Raw genomic sequence first — 14,349 nt, 5'->3', positions numbered from 1 at the left:
CCGAGGCACGATGAGGCCGGCCCAGACACTGTAGTTTTACAGCTGCTGCGCCAATACCTCAACCTGCTCCTGCCGCTCCGCCTGACTCAACTTCGCCTGCGGATTCAGTGATGACCACTGCGGATGCGCCCGAGCCTTGTTCAGGGCTTCGGGCAGTTTGCCTTCGCGCCAACTCTTGTCCTGTGGCGTGGCGACTTGAATGCTGTCCATCGCCGCGTGCCCACGTGCATTCAGCGCCTGAAGCAATTGCCGCTGACGCAATGCCAACAACCGCAACACGCTGTCATCGACCGTCAACTCTCGCTGACCCTTGATCTTGCCCAGCAACCGGCTGCCATAGCTGCGTGCGGTTTGCAGCGCGCCGCCGGCAATCGCGCCGGCCAGTGCCGCCGCGCCGAGGGTCAAACCGCCGACCAGCAAATCCACCCCGGCCCCGGCCGCCGCCCCCGCCGCGATACCTCCGCCGACCCGCACGCCCAGTTGCTTGAGGGTTTCCGGATTGAACAGATCATCGCCCCAACGACCGTCGAGCAGCGGCAGATCACTGGCCGCCGCGTCCTGAGGGCGGAAGGCGAAGAGCTTGAGCAACGCTTCGACACAGCGCTGTTCCCGTTGCCGAACGGCTTTGCGCAGTTCGCTGATGGCTTGCTGTTCCTGTTCCGCATCGCTGACCACGCTGCGCCGACACGCTGCGCAATCGATCAACAATTCAGCAATCAGCCGCGCCGCGCTTTGTTGGCGGGCCAGGCGCTGGGCTTGCTGATCGGCGATCAGTCGTTCCAGTTGCTCGCGGGAGTTTTCCAGCAGCAGCGCGAGGCTTTCATAGAGCCGACGTTCGCCATCCTCCGGCGGCGCCACGCTGTCGAAACGCACCAGGGCGTGCAAGCCCAGCCGTGCCAGCGCTTCGCGCCAGTCCGGTTCGCGGTGGTTGGCACTGCTGACGAAATTCAACACCGGCAGTAACGGTTTGCCGCAGCTGGCGAGCACTTCCAGTTCGTCGCGGTATTTGGCCAACACCGGTTCGCGGGCGTCGATCACATAGAGGCCGGCGTCGCAGGTGAGCAGTTGCCGCAGCACTTTGGCTTCTTGCTCGAAACGCTGCCGGGCTTCACTTCCTTCAAGAAAGCGCGCCAGCCGCGCCGGGCCGTCGAGGCGTTCACCGGGACGTTCCAGGCGTTCGAGGTAGTCGAGCAGGGCGATGGCGTCTTCCAGTCCCGGCGTGTCGAACAGGTCGAGCAAGGGCTCGCCGTCCACCGACAACCGCGCGCCTTCGACGTGTCGCGTGGTACTCGGGCGATGGGAGACTTCACCGAAACCGACGTCACGGGTCAACGTGCGCAGCAACGAGGTTTTGCCGACGTTGGTGTGGCCGACCACGGCGAGCTTCAACGGCGCTTTCCACGAATTAGTCATGACCGGTCTCCAGCCAGTTCAGCGGCGCGCAGTCGGCGAAGGGCAGATTCAGTTGTTGCAGCGCCACGTGCCAGTCGCCGAGGCGCTCGGCATCCAGCGCTTCGCCGGGCGGCGCTTGCAGCAACCAGACGCGGGTAGCGCTGGCGCTGCGGGCCAGTTCGGCGATCAAGGCGAGGCTGCCGCGATCCGGCGAGCGCCGTGGATCGCAGGCGATGGCCAGGCGGGCCGGAGGAAAACGGCTGAGCTGCTCGAGGAGTTTGTTACGCGATTCACGGCTGTCGAGGATGCCCGCGTTGCTCACGTTTTCAGGCAGTTGTGGCGGCCATGGGCGTTGTTCGTCCAGCTCAATGGCCACCAGCAGTGCGCCATCGCTTTGCAGATCGCTGACAGCGCTTTCCACCCGATGAAGTTGCGCGGGCGCCGCGTCGCTGATGCCCAGGCGTTCGCTGGTGGGCATCAGGCGTTCGCGCAGTTGGGCGTAACCGGGCAGGTTCAGGTCCAGATGCAGGTTTGCGCGGCCGCTTTTCCAGCGCCACAGGCAGAACAACGCCAAGAGCAGGCGCGGCACAATGCCGTAAATCACCAGCACGCCAACCAGCCAGGTGGCCCAGGCCTGGCGGGCGCTTTCGATGTTCAGCGCGGCATCGCCACTGGCGCGGATCATCTCCATCGTTGGCACGTTGAACGCCAGCACGGCGGGCAGTGCACCCAGCATTTGGGTCATGGTCACGAAGGTGTCGGTGCTGAGCAGGGTGGTTTCCCAGACGAAGCCATAACGCCGGGTCGCCATCAGCATCAGCAGAATCACCAGCGCGCTCAGCATCGCCAGCAACCACAAGCCGTTGACCAGCACGCCGAGCGCCCAGCGATTGAGTTTTTGTCGTTGCAGCAGCAACAGCAGCGCGGGCGCCAGTTGCGCGGCTTTGGCGTCGCGGGCGAGTTTTTCGCTGAGCCACAACCACAAGCGTCCCAGCGTTGCGCCGTGTTCGCCGGCAAACACCAGGCCCATGGCCCAGCTCAGCAGCAGAATCAGGTTCAGCCCGAGCAGACTGCCCAAGGCCCAAAACACATTCACCGGTGTCTGACCGTCACCCATCGCGGCAAACGCCAGCCCGGCGCCACTGACCACGGCCAGCACGGCCATGACGATCAATGCCAGTCGTGCGCCTTGCAGCCAATGCCTGAGGGCTTCGGTCAGTCCATCGCGCTCGGCCAGCCACACGGCGCGGCGCGCAATCCTCGTCGGCAGATCGCCGCCGGCAGTGCGCGCCAGTCTGTTGGCTTCCAGGTCATCCAGAGGGCCGGCGTGTTCTTCACGCAGGCGGATGGTTTCTGTCAGCCATAGGTTATTCAGTTCAGTCACGCGGCATCCCGTCGCTCAATCGAGCTGTGAGCATAACCGCTGTGACGCTTATCGGGGTACGGGGGGCTCTGGTATCCTCGCCGGCATGACTAAATCACTCCCCCTCAGCCTGATCGCAGCCCTCGGTGAAAACCGCGTGATCGGCGTCGACAACAGCATGCCCTGGCACCTGCCGGGGGACTTCAAATACTTCAAGGCCACCACCTTGGGCAAGCCGATCATCATGGGGCGCAAGACCTGGGATTCCCTCGGTCGTCCGCTGCCGGGGCGGTTGAACATCGTGGTCAGTCGTCAGGCGGATCTGGTGCTGGAAGGCGCGGAAGTTTATCCGTCGCTGGAAGCTGCGGTGGTTCGCGCTGAAGAGTGGGCGAAGGAGCAGGGCGTCGATGAGTTGATGCTGATTGGCGGCGCGCAGTTGTATGCGCAAGGAATGGCTCAAGCGGATCGGTTGTACCTGACACGCGTGGCGTTGAGCCCGGAAGGGGATGCGTGGTTTCCAGAGTTTGATTTGACGCAGTGGAAGTTGGTGTCTAACACCCCGAATCCGGCCGAAGGCGACAAACCGGCGTACAACTTCGAAGTCTGGGAAAAGGCTTAAAAACATCGCCAGCAGGCTGGCTCCCACAGTGGGTTTGGGGTGAAACACAGATTGTGTGAACACCCAAAATCCCTGTGGGAGCCAGCCTGCTGGCGATGAGGCCAGTTCAGACGCTAAAGAATTTAAGCGTGAGCCAACGCCGAATGCTCATCCGCATCCAGCAGCGCTTTATCCGTCTGCTGCATGATCTGGCTGGTAATCGCCCCGGCCGTGATCGAACCGCTCACGTTCAACGCCGTACGCCCCATATCAATCAGCGGCTCAACCGAAATCAGCAACGCCACCAGTGACACCGGCAAGCCCATCGCCGGCAACACGATCAGCGCCGCGAACGTTGCGCCACCCCCCACACCGGCCACGCCGGCCGAGCTCAGCGTCACAATCGCCACCAGCGTCGCGATCCACAGCGGGTCCAGCGGGTTGATGCCCACGGTCGGCGCCACCATCACCGCCAACATTGCCGGGTACAGACCGGCGCAGCCATTCTGGCCAATAGTCGCGCCGAACGAAGCGGCGAAACTGGCGATGGACTGCGGAATGCCCAGGCGGCTGGTCTGCGCCTCAATGCTCAACGGAATCGTCGCTGCACTCGAACGGCTGGTGAAGGCAAACGTCAGCACCGGCCAGATCTTGCGGAAGAAGCGCAGCGGGTTGATCCCGGCCGCCGACACCAGCACGCCGTGGACCACAAACATCAGGCCCAGGCCGATGTAGGACACCACCACAAAACTGCCGAGCTTGATGATGTCTTGCAAGTTGGAACCGGCGACCACTTTGGTCATCAGGGCCAATACGCCGTACGGAGTCAGCTTCATCACCAGGCGCACCAGGCGCATCACCCAGGCTTGCAGGGTGTCGATGGCGTTGATCACTTTCTGACCTTTCTCGACATCATCCCTCAGCAATTGCAGAGCGGCGACGCCGAGGAACGCGGCGAAAATCACCACGCTGATGATCGACGTCGGCTTGGCCCGCGCCAGGTCAGCGAACGGGTTTTGCGGGATGAACGACAACAGCAACTGCGGCACATTCAGGTCGGTGACCTTGCCCGCGTAGTCGCTCTGAATGGTTTGCAGACGGGCCATTTCCTGCGTGCCGGCCACCAGGCCTTCAGCCGTGAGGCCGAACAGGTTGGTCAGGCCGATACCGATCAGCGCCGCGATGGCAGTGGTGAACAGCAGCGTGCCGATGGTCAGGAAGCTGATCTTGCCCAGCGACGAAGCATTGTGCAGGCGTGCCACGGCGCTGAGGATCGAGGCGAACACCAGCGGGATCACGATCATTTGCAGCAACTGCACGTAACCGTTGCCCACCAGATCGAACCAGCCGATCGACGCTTTCAGCACCGGATTGCCGGCACCGTAAATCGTGTGCAGTGCGACACCGAACACAACGCCCAACACCAAAGCGAGCAGGACTTTTTTAGCCAGGCTCCACGTCGTGTGACGGGTTTGCGCGAGACCGAAGAGCAGGGCGAGGAACACCAGCAGGTTGAGAATCAGCGGCAGGTTCATTGGAACTCCCATTAGACATGTGCCAACTGCCTTCCGGGGCAGTTGCGAACCAGCAAGCCTAACAGCTTGATTTACAATGATTTAATACCCAAAAAGTCTGATAACTGTCGTTTTTGGAATAAGCGGATGTCGCTGTCAGGGATGCAGCTGACGCGAAAGGGACGCGAGCGGTCGCTGACAGACGAGGACTGTCACACGTATTTGTTAGCGTCGATATCTTTGAATCAGGGAGAACTGTCGATGAAGCTCGCGCCGAAATTTCTGCTCGCTGCACTTTGCCTTGGCCTCGCCGGCCAGGCGTTCGCCACGGACTTGAAGCATTGGCCCGCCGATCAGGCGAAGGCGCTGGACGCCATGATCGCGGCCAACGCCAACAAGGGTAACTACGCGGTGTTCGACATGGACAACACCAGTTACCGCTACGACCTCGAAGAGTCGTTGCTGCCGTACATGGAAAACAAGGGCCTGATCACCCGCGAGAAACTCGACCCCTCCCTGAAACTGATGCCGTTCAAGGACACTGCCGACCACAAGGAAAGCCTGTTCAGCTACTACTACCGCCTCTGCGAAGTCGACGACATGGTTTGCTACCCATGGGTCGCCCAGGTGTTCTCCGGTTTCACACTTAAAGAACTCAAAGGCTATGTCGACGAGTTGATGGCGTCCGGCAAACCGGTGCCCGCGACTTATTACGAAGGCGACGTGGTCAAGAACCTCGACGTCAACCCGCCGAAAATCTTCACCGGCCAGCAAGAGCTCTACAACAAACTGATGGAGAACGGCATCGAGGTCTACGTGATGACCGCCGCCTCCGAAGAGCTGGTGCGCATGGTCGCTGCCGATCCGAAGTACGGCTACAACGTCAAACCGCAGAATGTGATCGGGGTGAGCCTGCTGCTCAAGGATCAAAAGTCCGGCGAGCTGACCACCGCGCGCAAACAGATCACCGCTGGCAAATATGACGAGAAGGCCAACCTCGGCCTCGAACTGACCCCGTACCTGTGGACTCCGGCAACCTGGATGGCCGGCAAGCACGCGGCGATCCTGACCTACATCGATGAGTGGAAAAAACCGGTACTGGTGGGCGGTGATACCCCAACCAGCGACGGTTACATGCTGTTCCACAGCGTCGACGTGGCCAAGGGCGGCATCCACTTGTGGGTCAACCGCAAGGACAAATACATGACCCAGATTAACGGCATGATGGCCAAAAACGCTGCGGCCCAGGCCAAGGAAGGATTGCCGGTGACGGCGGACAAGAACTGGGTGATCGTGACGCCGGCTGAAATCCAGTAGGACCGAGTCGCTCCAATCGCGGGCAAGCCCGCGATGGCGGTATCACAGTCACTGGTGTGCCTGTTGCCAAACCGGTTTCGAGAGCAAAAAAATGCCCCGCACTTGGCGGGGCATTTTTATTTCTGCGATTGACGCTTACAGCCCGTCAAGCATCGCCTTGTTACGCACAGCACCCTTGTCGGCGCTGGTTGCCAGCAGGGCGTAGGCCTTCAGCGCGGTGGTCACCTTGCGTGGACGTTTTTCCACAGGCTTCCAGCCTTTCTGATCCTGTTCGGCACGGCGCCCGGCCATTTCTTCGTCGCTGATCAACAGGTTGATCGAGCGGTTCGGAATGTCGATCAGCACTTTGTCGCCGTCCTGCACCAGGCCAATCGCGCCACCGGCAGCCGCTTCCGGCGAAGCGTGGCCGATGGACAGGCCCGAAGTACCGCCGGAGAAACGACCGTCAGTCAGCAGGGCGCAGGCTTTGCCCAGGCCTTTGGATTTCAGGTAGGACGTCGGGTACAGCATTTCCTGCATGCCCGGGCCGCCTTTCGGGCCTTCGTAACGGATGATCACGATGTCGCCGGCCTTCACTTCGTCCGCGAGGATGCCGCGTACGGCGCTGTCCTGGCTTTCGAAGATCTTCGCGTTGCCTTCGAACACGTGGATCGACTCGTCGACGCCGGCGGTTTTCACCACGCAGCCGTCCAGCGCGATGTTGCCGTAGAGAACGGCCAGGCCGCCTTCTTTCGAGTAAGCGTGTTCGACACTGCGGATGCAGCCGTTTTCACGGTCGTCGTCCAGGGTTTCCCAACGGGTCGACTGGCTGAACGCGGTTTGTGTCGGGATGCCCGCCGGGCCAGCCTTGAAGAAGTGATGCACCGCTTCGTCGTCGGTCTGGGTGATGTCCCACTTGGCGATGCCTTCGGCCAGGGTCTTGCTGTGCACGGTCGGCAGGTCGGTGTGCAGCAGGCCGCCACGGGCCAGCGAGCCGAGGATGCTGAAGATCCCGCCGGCGCGGTGCACGTCTTCCATGTGGTACTTCTGGATGTTCGGCGCGACTTTGCACAGTTGCGGCACGTTGCGCGAGAGACGGTCGATATCGCGCAGGTCGAAATCGATCTCGGCTTCCTGGGCGGCGGCCAGCAAGTGCAGGATGGTATTGGTGGAACCGCCCATGGCGATGTCCAGGGTCATGGCGTTTTCGAACGCCTTGAAGTTGGCGATGTTGCGCGGCAATACCGACTCGTCGTTCTCACCGTAGTAACGCTTGCACAGCTCGACGATGGTGCGGCCAGCCTGCAGGAACAGTTGCTCGCGGTCGCTGTGGGTCGCCAGGGTCGAACCGTTGCCCGGCAAGGCCAGGCCCAGGGCTTCAACCAGGCAGTTCATCGAGTTGGCGGTGAACATGCCGGAGCACGAACCGCAGGTCGGGCAGGCGCTACGCTCGTACTCGGCGACTTTCTCGTCAGAAGCGCTGGAGTCGGCGGCGATCACCATGGCGTCGACCAGGTCGAGACCGTGGCTGGCCAGTTTGGTCTTGCCGGCTTCCATCGGGCCGCCGGAGACGAAGATCACCGGGATGTTCAGGCGCAGGGCAGCCATCAGCATGCCAGGGGTGATCTTGTCGCAGTTGGAGATGCAGACGATGGCGTCGGCGCAGTGGGCGTTGACCATGTATTCGACGGAGTCGGCGATGATCTCGCGGCTCGGCAGCGAATACAGCATGCCGTCGTGGCCCATGGCGATGCCGTCATCGACAGCGATGGTGTTGAATTCTTTCGCTACACCGCCGGCGCGTTCGATTTCGCGGGCGACCAGTTGGCCCAGGTCCTTGAGGTGGACGTGGCCCGGTACGAATTGGGTGAACGAGTTGGCAATGGCGATGATCGGCTTTTTGAAGTCGTCATCTTTCATCCCCGTGGCGCGCCACAGTGCGCGGGCACCGGCCATGTTGCGGCCGTGGGTGGATGTTTTCGAGCGGTAATCAGGCATGAAGCACTCCGGGCGGCTAATCAGGTATCAAAAGGGAAGTGAGCTTCTATTGACGTCTGGAACACTCAGAAATGGCCGTGTGTCCGGAAGTTGCCGATAACTTTGCGGGATCGCCGCGCGCTTCAGCTTGAGCTCATAAACCCGCCGGGGGATGACTGGCGATGAATGTCGCGATTCTACACGGCTGGCGTCAGGAGGGAATGCCGGGAAGCATTGATCCGGCAACCGTGGCGTGTGCGGGATGACGACCGGCGTTTATCAACTCGCGTTCAGCGCCAGATTGCGCTGCATGATCAGCGCGTTCAAACCAAGGCCTGCCGCGCTCAGGAACAGGAAACACAAGGCGAGTGCCGTGGTGAGATCTGCGGACGCGAGATTGATCACCACACTGATCACCCCGCCGCAGAGGAAGATCATGACGCCGCCGACCGATGAGGACGTACCGGCATCCTGTGGATAAAGGGTCATGGCTTTGGAGTTGGCGATAGGCCGGGCAATGGTGGTGCCGGCCGTGCAAATGAGCATGGGGATCAGCACTGCAGCGGCAGTGAGCCCGAACTGATTCGCCAGCCACAGCATGACCAACCCCGACAGTGCGATAAGCCCCAGGCCGATCACGATCTGCGAATTGGCCGGCAGACGCCGATGCAGCGCACTGGCGACTATCCCGCCGAACACATAGGCCACGCCGTACAGCAACAATGTCCAGGCAAATTCGTAGGGCGAGAGTGCCAGGCGTTCCATGAAAATGATCGGTGACATGACAATGAATGAAAAATGGCAGGCGAAGGCCAGGCCGGAAATAAGCCAGTAACCCATGAAGCGCAGGTCGGAACACAGCCGCCAATAGGCACTGAAAAAACGACCGGGCGCCGCATTCCGACTGCGTGGGCTCTCCTTGAGCAAGACGCCAGCCTTTATCCAGACAATCGCTGCCAACGCGATAAAGACATAGAAACTGCCCTCCCAGCCCAGATGCATTTGCAGCCAGGTTCCGAGCAGCGGCGAGATGGAGATGAACACCCCCGCGGCGGTGGTCATCCAGATCCTGATTCGTTCCTGTTCCTTGCCGACGAACAGATCCTGGATCAGCGCCTGCGACAGCACAAAGGAACCGCAACCCACGGCCTGAATGACTCGAAACACCAGGAACCCGCTGTATTCGCTGGAAAGCAGGCAACCGGTTGCACCGACCAGCGAGATGGCGATACCGGTCAGCAACAGGGTCCTGCGCCCCCACAAATCCGACAACGGTCCGACCAGCACCACCGATAGCGCAAGACCGATGGCGAACAGACTGACCGAAAGGGCAATGTCGGAGGCTGAGGTCTGGAAGTAGTCAGAGAGCGCGGGAAAGGACGGGAGTACGACGTCCAGCGGGAATACACCCAGTAGCGTCATCGTCATCAAAAGCAGGATGAGCGACGATTTTTTCGCGGTATGCGTGGAAGGGTTCATCAACAACGCTCTCGATCCGTGAGGGGGGCCGAGAGTTGACCTGATGGATATGGAAGTCAATGCATGAGGGCGCAGGAAACTTCCGAATCAGTTGTAGGAGCGAGCAAGCTCGCTCCTACAGTGTTTCGTGTTGTTAGCTGTTTGGCAGCAACCGGCAAGTAATGCTCTTGATGTAACGGGTTTCAGCAATCGCCGGGTGCACCGGATGGTCCGGACCCTGGCCACCACGCTCCAGCATCTGAATGTTGCGGTCCAGGTGGCGGGCGCTGGTCAGCAGGATGTTCTGCAGGTCGTCTTCCGGCAGGTGCATCGAGCACGAAGCGCTGACCAGGATGCCGTCCTTGCTGAGCAGGCGCATGGCTTGCTCGTTCAGGCGACGGTAGGCGCCTTCGCCGTTTTTCATGTCTTTCTTGCGTTTGATGAACGCCGGAGGGTCGGCCACGATCACGTCGAAACGTTCTTCGCTGGCTTTCAGCTCTTTCAGGGCTTCGAAAACGTCGCCTTCGATGCAGGTCATTTTCTCGGCAAAACCGTTCAGCGCAGCGTTACGTTCCACGCCATCGAGGGCGAAGGCCGACGCGTCGACGCAGAACACTTCACTGGCGCCGAAGGCGGCCGCTTGCACGCCCCAACCGCCGATGTAGCTGTAGAGGTCGAGTACGCGTTTGCCTTTGGCATAAGGGGCCAGGCGTGCGCGGTTCATGCGGTGGTCGTAGAACCAGCCGGTTTTCTGGCCCTGGATGACCGGCGCTTCGAATTTCACGCCGTTCTCTTCCAGCGCGACCCACTCCGGCACCAGGCCGAACACGGTTTCGACGTAGCGGTTGAGGCCTTCGGCGTCACGGGCGGCGGAGTCGTTCTTGAACAGAATGCCGCTTGGCTTGAGCACTTGGGTCAGCGCCGCGATCACGTCATCTTTATGCGCTTCCATGGTCGCCGAAGCGATCTGCACCACCAGGATGTCGCCGAAACGGTCGACCACCAGGCCTGGCAACAGGTCGGAGTCGCCGTAGACCAGGCGATAGAACGGCTTGTCGAACAGGCGATCACGCAGGGACAGGGCAACGTTCAGACGATGCACCAGCAACGATTTGTCCAGCGGCAACTTGATGTCGCGCGACAGCAGGCGGGCGCAGATCAGGTTGTTCGGGCTCATGGCGACGATGCCCAGCGGTTTGCCGCCGGCCGCTTCGAGGATCGCCTGGTCGCCGGCCTTGAAACCGTGCAAAGGGGTGGCGGCCACATCGATTTCGTTGCTGTAGACCCACAAGTGACCGTTTCGCAGGCGACGGTCGGCGTTGGCTTTGAGGCGCAGGCTAGGCAGGGACATGACGTCGCTCCGGAAAAAAGAGCGGGAGTATAGCGTGTTGCAGCGCTGCCAGGTTTGGAGGTGGACATGTGGCAAGGGAGCTTGCTCCCGCTGGACGGCGGAGCCGTCCCGAAAACGGCTGTTGCAGTACATCAGGCGGCTGCATTCGCTGGATTTACGTCTGCTTCGCAGCCGAGCGGGAGCAAGCTCCCTCGCCACAGGGAAATGCATTGCGCTCAGGAGACGGATTGGGAATTTTATGAAACTTCAGATGATGAGCCGACCATGGTGTCGGATCCAACTTTATAAAGGTTAGAATCGCCACCTGTCCCAGAGTGTGTACTTATGTCCCAAGAGCTGACCACCGAACAGATCCAACAGTCCCTGCAAGGCATCAGCGTGCCGGCCCAGCCGCAGATCATGGTGGATCTGCAGATGGAGCAGTACATGCCCGACCCGGATCTGGAGGTGATCGCCAAGCTGATCTCCCAGGACCCGGGCCTCTCTGGTTCCCTGCTGAAAATCGTCAACTCGCCGTATTACGGCTTGAGCAACAAGATCGCCTCGATCCAGCGTGCGGTGAATCTGCTGGGTAGCCGTTCGATCATCAACCTGATCAACGCGCAGTCGATCAAGGGCGAAATGAACGATGACACCATCGTCACCCTGAACCGATTCTGGGACACCGCTCAGGACGTGGCGATGACTTGCCTGACCCTGGCCAAGCGCATCGGCGTCCAGGCCGGCGATGAAGCGTACGCCTTGGGCCTGTTCCACGATTGCGGCGTGCCGCTGATGTTGCAGCGCTTCCCCAACTACATGACTGTTCTGGAAGAAGCCTACGCCAACGCCAGTGCTGAATGCCGCATAGTCGACACCGAAAACCGGGTGTTCAATACCAACCATGCGGTGGTCGGTTACTACACGGCCAAATCCTGGCGTCTGCCTGAGCACGTGAGCACGGCGATCGCCAATCACCACAATGCACTGGCGATTTTCAGCGATGAGTCATCGCGCAACAGCCAGCTGAAAAACCTGCTGGCGATCCTGAAGATGGCCGAGCACATTTGTGCGTCCTACCGGGTACTGGGCAACCAGAACGATGACCACGAATGGAACAGCATTTCGGCGCTGGTGCTCGATTACGTCGGCCTTTCGGACTACGACTTCGAAACCCTCAAACAAACGATTCGCGACCTCGGCGCTCACCGCTGAGTGTGGTGAAAGCCTGATTCGAGAGCACCATGCCTGAACTGCCGGAAGTCGAAACCACCCGCCGCGGTATTGCGCCGCACCTGGAAGGCCAGCGCGTCAGCCGGGTGATCGTGCGTGACCGTCGCCTGCGCTGGCCGATCCCTGAAGACCTGGATGTGCGCCTCTCCGGCCAGCGTATCGTGCTGGTGGAACGGCGCGCCAAGTACCTGCTGATCAATGCCGAAGTGGGCACGTTGATCAGTCATTTGGGGATGTCGGGCAATTTGCGTTTGGTGGAAGTCGGCATGCCGGCCGCCAAGCATGAGCATGTGGACATCGAACTGGAATCGGGCCTGGCCCTGCGTTATACCGACCCGCGACGGTTCGGCGCGATGCTCTGGAGCCTCGACCCGCTCAACCACGAACTGTTGATTCGCCTGGGGCCGGAGCCGTTGACCGACCTGTTCGACGGCGAGCGCTTGTTCCAGCAGTCCCGCGGGCGTTCGATGGCGGTCAAGCCGTTCATCATGGACAACGCGGTGGTGGTCGGCGTCGGTAATATCTACGCCACCGAAGCGTTGTTTGCGGCCGGTATCGACCCGCGCCGCGAGGCCAAGAGCATTTCCCGGGCGCGCTATCTGAAGCTGGCCATCGAGATCAAGCGCATTCTGGCCGCCGCCATCGAGCGCGGCGGTACGACGTTGCGCGACTTTATCGGCGGCGACGGTCAGCCGGGTTACTTCCAGCAGGAACTGTTCGTGTACGGCCGTGGCAGTCAGCCATGCAAGGTGTGCGGGACAGAGCTGCGGGAAGTCAAGCTCGGGCAGCGTGCCAGCGTCTTTTGCCCGCGCTGTCAGAGCTGATATTTCCTACGGTCTATAGTCAGTGTTCTCACTGTTATAGGACCGAGCCATGAACCTGCTTCGAACCGCTGCCGTCGTTGTGTTGCTGAGCGTTGGTACGCCGGTGCTGGCGGCAAATACCGGCAGCGGTGATCCCCGCTACACCATCCAGAACCCTCCGGCCTACGCCATGCTCGGCGATTTGCTGATTGCCCGACCTTTGCTGGTCGCGGCAACAGTGATCGGCGCGGGGGCATTTGTGGTGTCGTTGCCGTTCACCGCACTGGGCGGCAATGTCGGCGATGCGGGGCAGGCGCTGGTGGTTGATCCGGCGAAGGCGGCGTTCGTGCGGTGTCTGGGGTGTATCGGGGAGGGGTTTGAGCAGCGGGAGTGAGGAAGGAAAAATCAAAAGATCGCAGCCTTCGGCAGCTCCTACAGGCGATCGCAAAGTATCTGTAGGCGCTGCCGAGGGCTGCGATCTTTTCAGGCTCTCAAGCCTTGCCGGTAATCTTCCGGTACTTCTCCATCAACTGCTCTTCAGTCTCCGGATGCGCCTCGTCCAGTGGAATGCAATCCACCGGGCAGACCTGCTGGCACTGAGGTTCGTCATAGTGGCCGACACACTGGGTGCACAGGTTCGGGTCGATCACGTAGATCTCTTCGCCCTGGGAGATGGCGGCGTTCGGGCACTCGGGTTCGCAGACGTCGCAATTGATGCAATCGTCGGTGATGATCAGGGACATGCTAACTCCAGCCGGGGCGCAAGGCCCGGGCGCAATAAACCAATGCGCGCAATTGTGCCGCATTGGCGGGCGCAGTGCACGCGGGCCGCGATAAAGTGAAAAGATCGCAGCCTGCGGCAGCTCCTACTTCTTGAAGCGTTCGGTCAGGGCGTCCGCCACCGCAGGGTGGACGAACTTGGTGATATCGCCGCCCAGGGCCGCGATTTCACGGACCAGCGTCGAGGAGATGAACGAATAACGCTCGGACGGCGTAAGAAACAGGCTTTCCACGTCCGGCGCCAGCTGACGGTTCATGTTGGCCAGCTGGAATTCGTATTCGAAGTCTGACACTGCGCGCAAACCACGCAGGAACACGTTGGCGTTCTTCTCTTTGGCGAAATGCGCCAACAGCGTCGAGAAGCCGACGACTTCAACGTTCGGCAGATGTTTAGTGACCTCGCGGGCCAGCTCCACACGCTGTTCCAGGGGAAACAACGGGTTTTTCTTCGGGCTGGCAGCGACGGCGATGATCACATGATCGAACAGGCGCGCGGCGCGTTCGACCAAGTCGCCATGGCCCTTGGTAATAGGGTCGAAGGTACCTGGGTACAACACTCGGTTCATCGCGTCGTCCTGGCGGGAGTCCGTTGGGGAGTCGGATGG

Annotated in this window: 13 protein-coding genes; 5 read left to right on the top strand and 8 right to left on the bottom strand. The window is 60.9% G+C overall.

Annotated features, from left to right (window positions below; genetic code table 11):
• Positions 1 to 36: 36 nt before the first annotated feature.
• Both B723_RS03180 and B723_RS03175 read right to left on the bottom strand, forming a co-directional pair.
• The gene (locus B723_RS03180; protein WP_017341313.1) at positions 37 to 1,413 is read right to left on the bottom strand and encodes a GTPase/DUF3482 domain-containing protein; all 1,377 of its coding nucleotides are present in this window, start codon (positions 1,411 to 1,413) and stop codon (positions 37 to 39) included.
• Entirely contained in the window at positions 1,406 to 2,776 is a 1,371-nt protein-coding gene (locus B723_RS03175) for a DUF2868 domain-containing protein (protein WP_017341312.1), read from the bottom strand. The genes B723_RS03180 and B723_RS03175 overlap by 8 nt, the downstream gene beginning before the upstream one ends.
• Positions 2,777 to 2,861: 85 nt before the next feature.
• Between B723_RS03175 and B723_RS03170 the strand changes: the two genes are divergently transcribed.
• The gene (locus B723_RS03170; RefSeq protein WP_017341311.1) at positions 2,862 to 3,374 is read left to right on the top strand and encodes a dihydrofolate reductase; all 513 of its coding nucleotides are present in this window, start codon (positions 2,862 to 2,864) and stop codon (positions 3,372 to 3,374) included.
• 122 nt (positions 3,375 to 3,496) lie between these two features.
• Here B723_RS03170 and B723_RS03165 read toward each other — a convergent pair whose 3' ends face one another.
• Positions 3,497 to 4,888, bottom strand: coding sequence for an L-cystine transporter (locus B723_RS03165; RefSeq protein ID WP_017341310.1), 1,392 nt, complete (start codon positions 4,886 to 4,888; stop codon positions 3,497 to 3,499).
• A gap of 240 nt (positions 4,889 to 5,128) precedes the next feature.
• Here B723_RS03165 and B723_RS03160 point away from each other — a divergent pair, with 240 nt between their 5' ends.
• Positions 5,129 to 6,184, top strand: coding sequence for a phosphorylcholine phosphatase (locus B723_RS03160; protein ID WP_017341309.1), 1,056 nt, complete (start codon positions 5,129 to 5,131; stop codon positions 6,182 to 6,184).
• A gap of 135 nt (positions 6,185 to 6,319) precedes the next feature.
• Here the strand turns inward: B723_RS03160 and ilvD are convergent, their stop codons facing one another.
• From ilvD to B723_RS03145, 3 genes are all read right to left on the bottom strand, one after another.
• The gene (ilvD, locus tag B723_RS03155) at positions 6,320 to 8,161 is read right to left on the bottom strand and encodes a dihydroxy-acid dehydratase (protein ID WP_017341308.1); all 1,842 of its coding nucleotides are present in this window, start codon (positions 8,159 to 8,161) and stop codon (positions 6,320 to 6,322) included.
• 258 nt (positions 8,162 to 8,419) lie between these two features.
• Positions 8,420 to 9,619, bottom strand: a complete 1,200-nt coding sequence (locus B723_RS03150; protein WP_017341307.1) for an MFS transporter — start codon at positions 9,617 to 9,619, stop codon at positions 8,420 to 8,422.
• 133 nt (positions 9,620 to 9,752) lie between these two features.
• Complete coding sequence (locus B723_RS03145; protein WP_017341306.1) at positions 9,753 to 10,949, bottom strand: class I SAM-dependent rRNA methyltransferase; 1,197 nt, start codon at positions 10,947 to 10,949, stop codon at positions 9,753 to 9,755.
• Positions 10,950 to 11,327: 378 nt separating this feature from the next.
• On the opposite strand from B723_RS03145, the gene B723_RS03135 reads away from it, so the two are divergent.
• From B723_RS03135 to B723_RS03125, 3 genes are read left to right on the top strand one after another with little or no spacing between them, the layout of a single operon-like run.
• Positions 11,328 to 12,143 carry an HDOD domain-containing protein gene (locus B723_RS03135; RefSeq protein WP_162491074.1) on the top strand — a complete coding sequence of 272 codons (816 nt, stop codon included), beginning with the start codon at positions 11,328 to 11,330 and terminating at the stop codon, positions 12,141 to 12,143.
• Positions 12,144 to 12,172: 29 nt separating this feature from the next.
• Positions 12,173 to 12,985: a bifunctional DNA-formamidopyrimidine glycosylase/DNA-(apurinic or apyrimidinic site) lyase gene (gene mutM, locus B723_RS03130; protein ID WP_017341303.1), complete on the top strand. Its 813-nt coding sequence runs from the start codon at positions 12,173 to 12,175 to the stop codon at positions 12,983 to 12,985.
• Between the two features lie 49 nt (positions 12,986 to 13,034).
• Complete coding sequence (locus B723_RS03125; RefSeq protein WP_017341302.1) at positions 13,035 to 13,358, top strand: hypothetical protein; 324 nt, start codon at positions 13,035 to 13,037, stop codon at positions 13,356 to 13,358.
• A 97-nt stretch (positions 13,359 to 13,455) separates the two neighbouring features.
• Here B723_RS03125 and B723_RS03120 read toward each other — a convergent pair whose 3' ends face one another.
• A complete protein-coding gene (locus tag B723_RS03120) occupies positions 13,456 to 13,707 on the bottom strand; it encodes a YfhL family 4Fe-4S dicluster ferredoxin (RefSeq protein WP_003195146.1) in 252 nt (83 codons plus the stop codon).
• Between the two features lie 123 nt (positions 13,708 to 13,830).
• Positions 13,831 to 14,310, bottom strand: a complete 480-nt coding sequence (gene coaD, locus B723_RS03115) for a pantetheine-phosphate adenylyltransferase (RefSeq protein WP_007945531.1) — start codon at positions 14,308 to 14,310, stop codon at positions 13,831 to 13,833.
• Between the last annotated feature and the right edge of the window lie 39 nt (positions 14,311 to 14,349).

The organism is Pseudomonas fluorescens NCIMB 11764, assembly GCF_000293885.2.
Classification (GTDB): Bacteria; Pseudomonadota; Gammaproteobacteria; order Pseudomonadales; family Pseudomonadaceae; genus Aquipseudomonas; species Aquipseudomonas fluorescens_B.
The sequence above is the reverse complement of the archived record's forward strand: the minus strand, read 5'-3'. Positions and strand labels throughout refer to the sequence as shown.

What these genes read in the sequence shown, in the direction of transcription:
- B723_RS03180 (WP_017341313.1), bottom strand. Translation starts at nt 1,413, where the DNA reads ATGACTAATTCGTGGAAAGCGCCGTTGAAGCTCGCCGTGGTCGGCCAC.
- B723_RS03170 (WP_017341311.1), top strand. Translation starts at nt 2,862, where the DNA reads ATGACTAAATCACTCCCCCTCAGCCTGATCGCAGCCCTCGGTGAAAAC.
- B723_RS03165 (WP_017341310.1), bottom strand. Translation starts at nt 4,888, where the DNA reads ATGAACCTGCCGCTGATTCTCAACCTGCTGGTGTTCCTCGCCCTGCTC.
- B723_RS03160 (WP_017341309.1), top strand. Translation starts at nt 5,129, where the DNA reads ATGAAGCTCGCGCCGAAATTTCTGCTCGCTGCACTTTGCCTTGGCCTC.
- ilvD (WP_017341308.1), bottom strand. Translation starts at nt 8,161, where the DNA reads ATGCCTGATTACCGCTCGAAAACATCCACCCACGGCCGCAACATGGCC.
- B723_RS03150 (WP_017341307.1), bottom strand. Translation starts at nt 9,619, where the DNA reads ATGAACCCTTCCACGCATACCGCGAAAAAATCGTCGCTCATCCTGCTT.
- B723_RS03145 (WP_017341306.1), bottom strand. Translation starts at nt 10,949, where the DNA reads ATGTCCCTGCCTAGCCTGCGCCTCAAAGCCAACGCCGACCGTCGCCTG.
- mutM (WP_017341303.1), top strand. Translation starts at nt 12,173, where the DNA reads ATGCCTGAACTGCCGGAAGTCGAAACCACCCGCCGCGGTATTGCGCCG.
- B723_RS03125 (WP_017341302.1), top strand. Translation starts at nt 13,035, where the DNA reads ATGAACCTGCTTCGAACCGCTGCCGTCGTTGTGTTGCTGAGCGTTGGT.
- B723_RS03120 (WP_003195146.1), bottom strand. Translation starts at nt 13,707, where the DNA reads ATGTCCCTGATCATCACCGACGATTGCATCAATTGCGACGTCTGCGAA.
- coaD (WP_007945531.1), bottom strand. Translation starts at nt 14,310, where the DNA reads ATGAACCGAGTGTTGTACCCAGGTACCTTCGACCCTATTACCAAGGGC.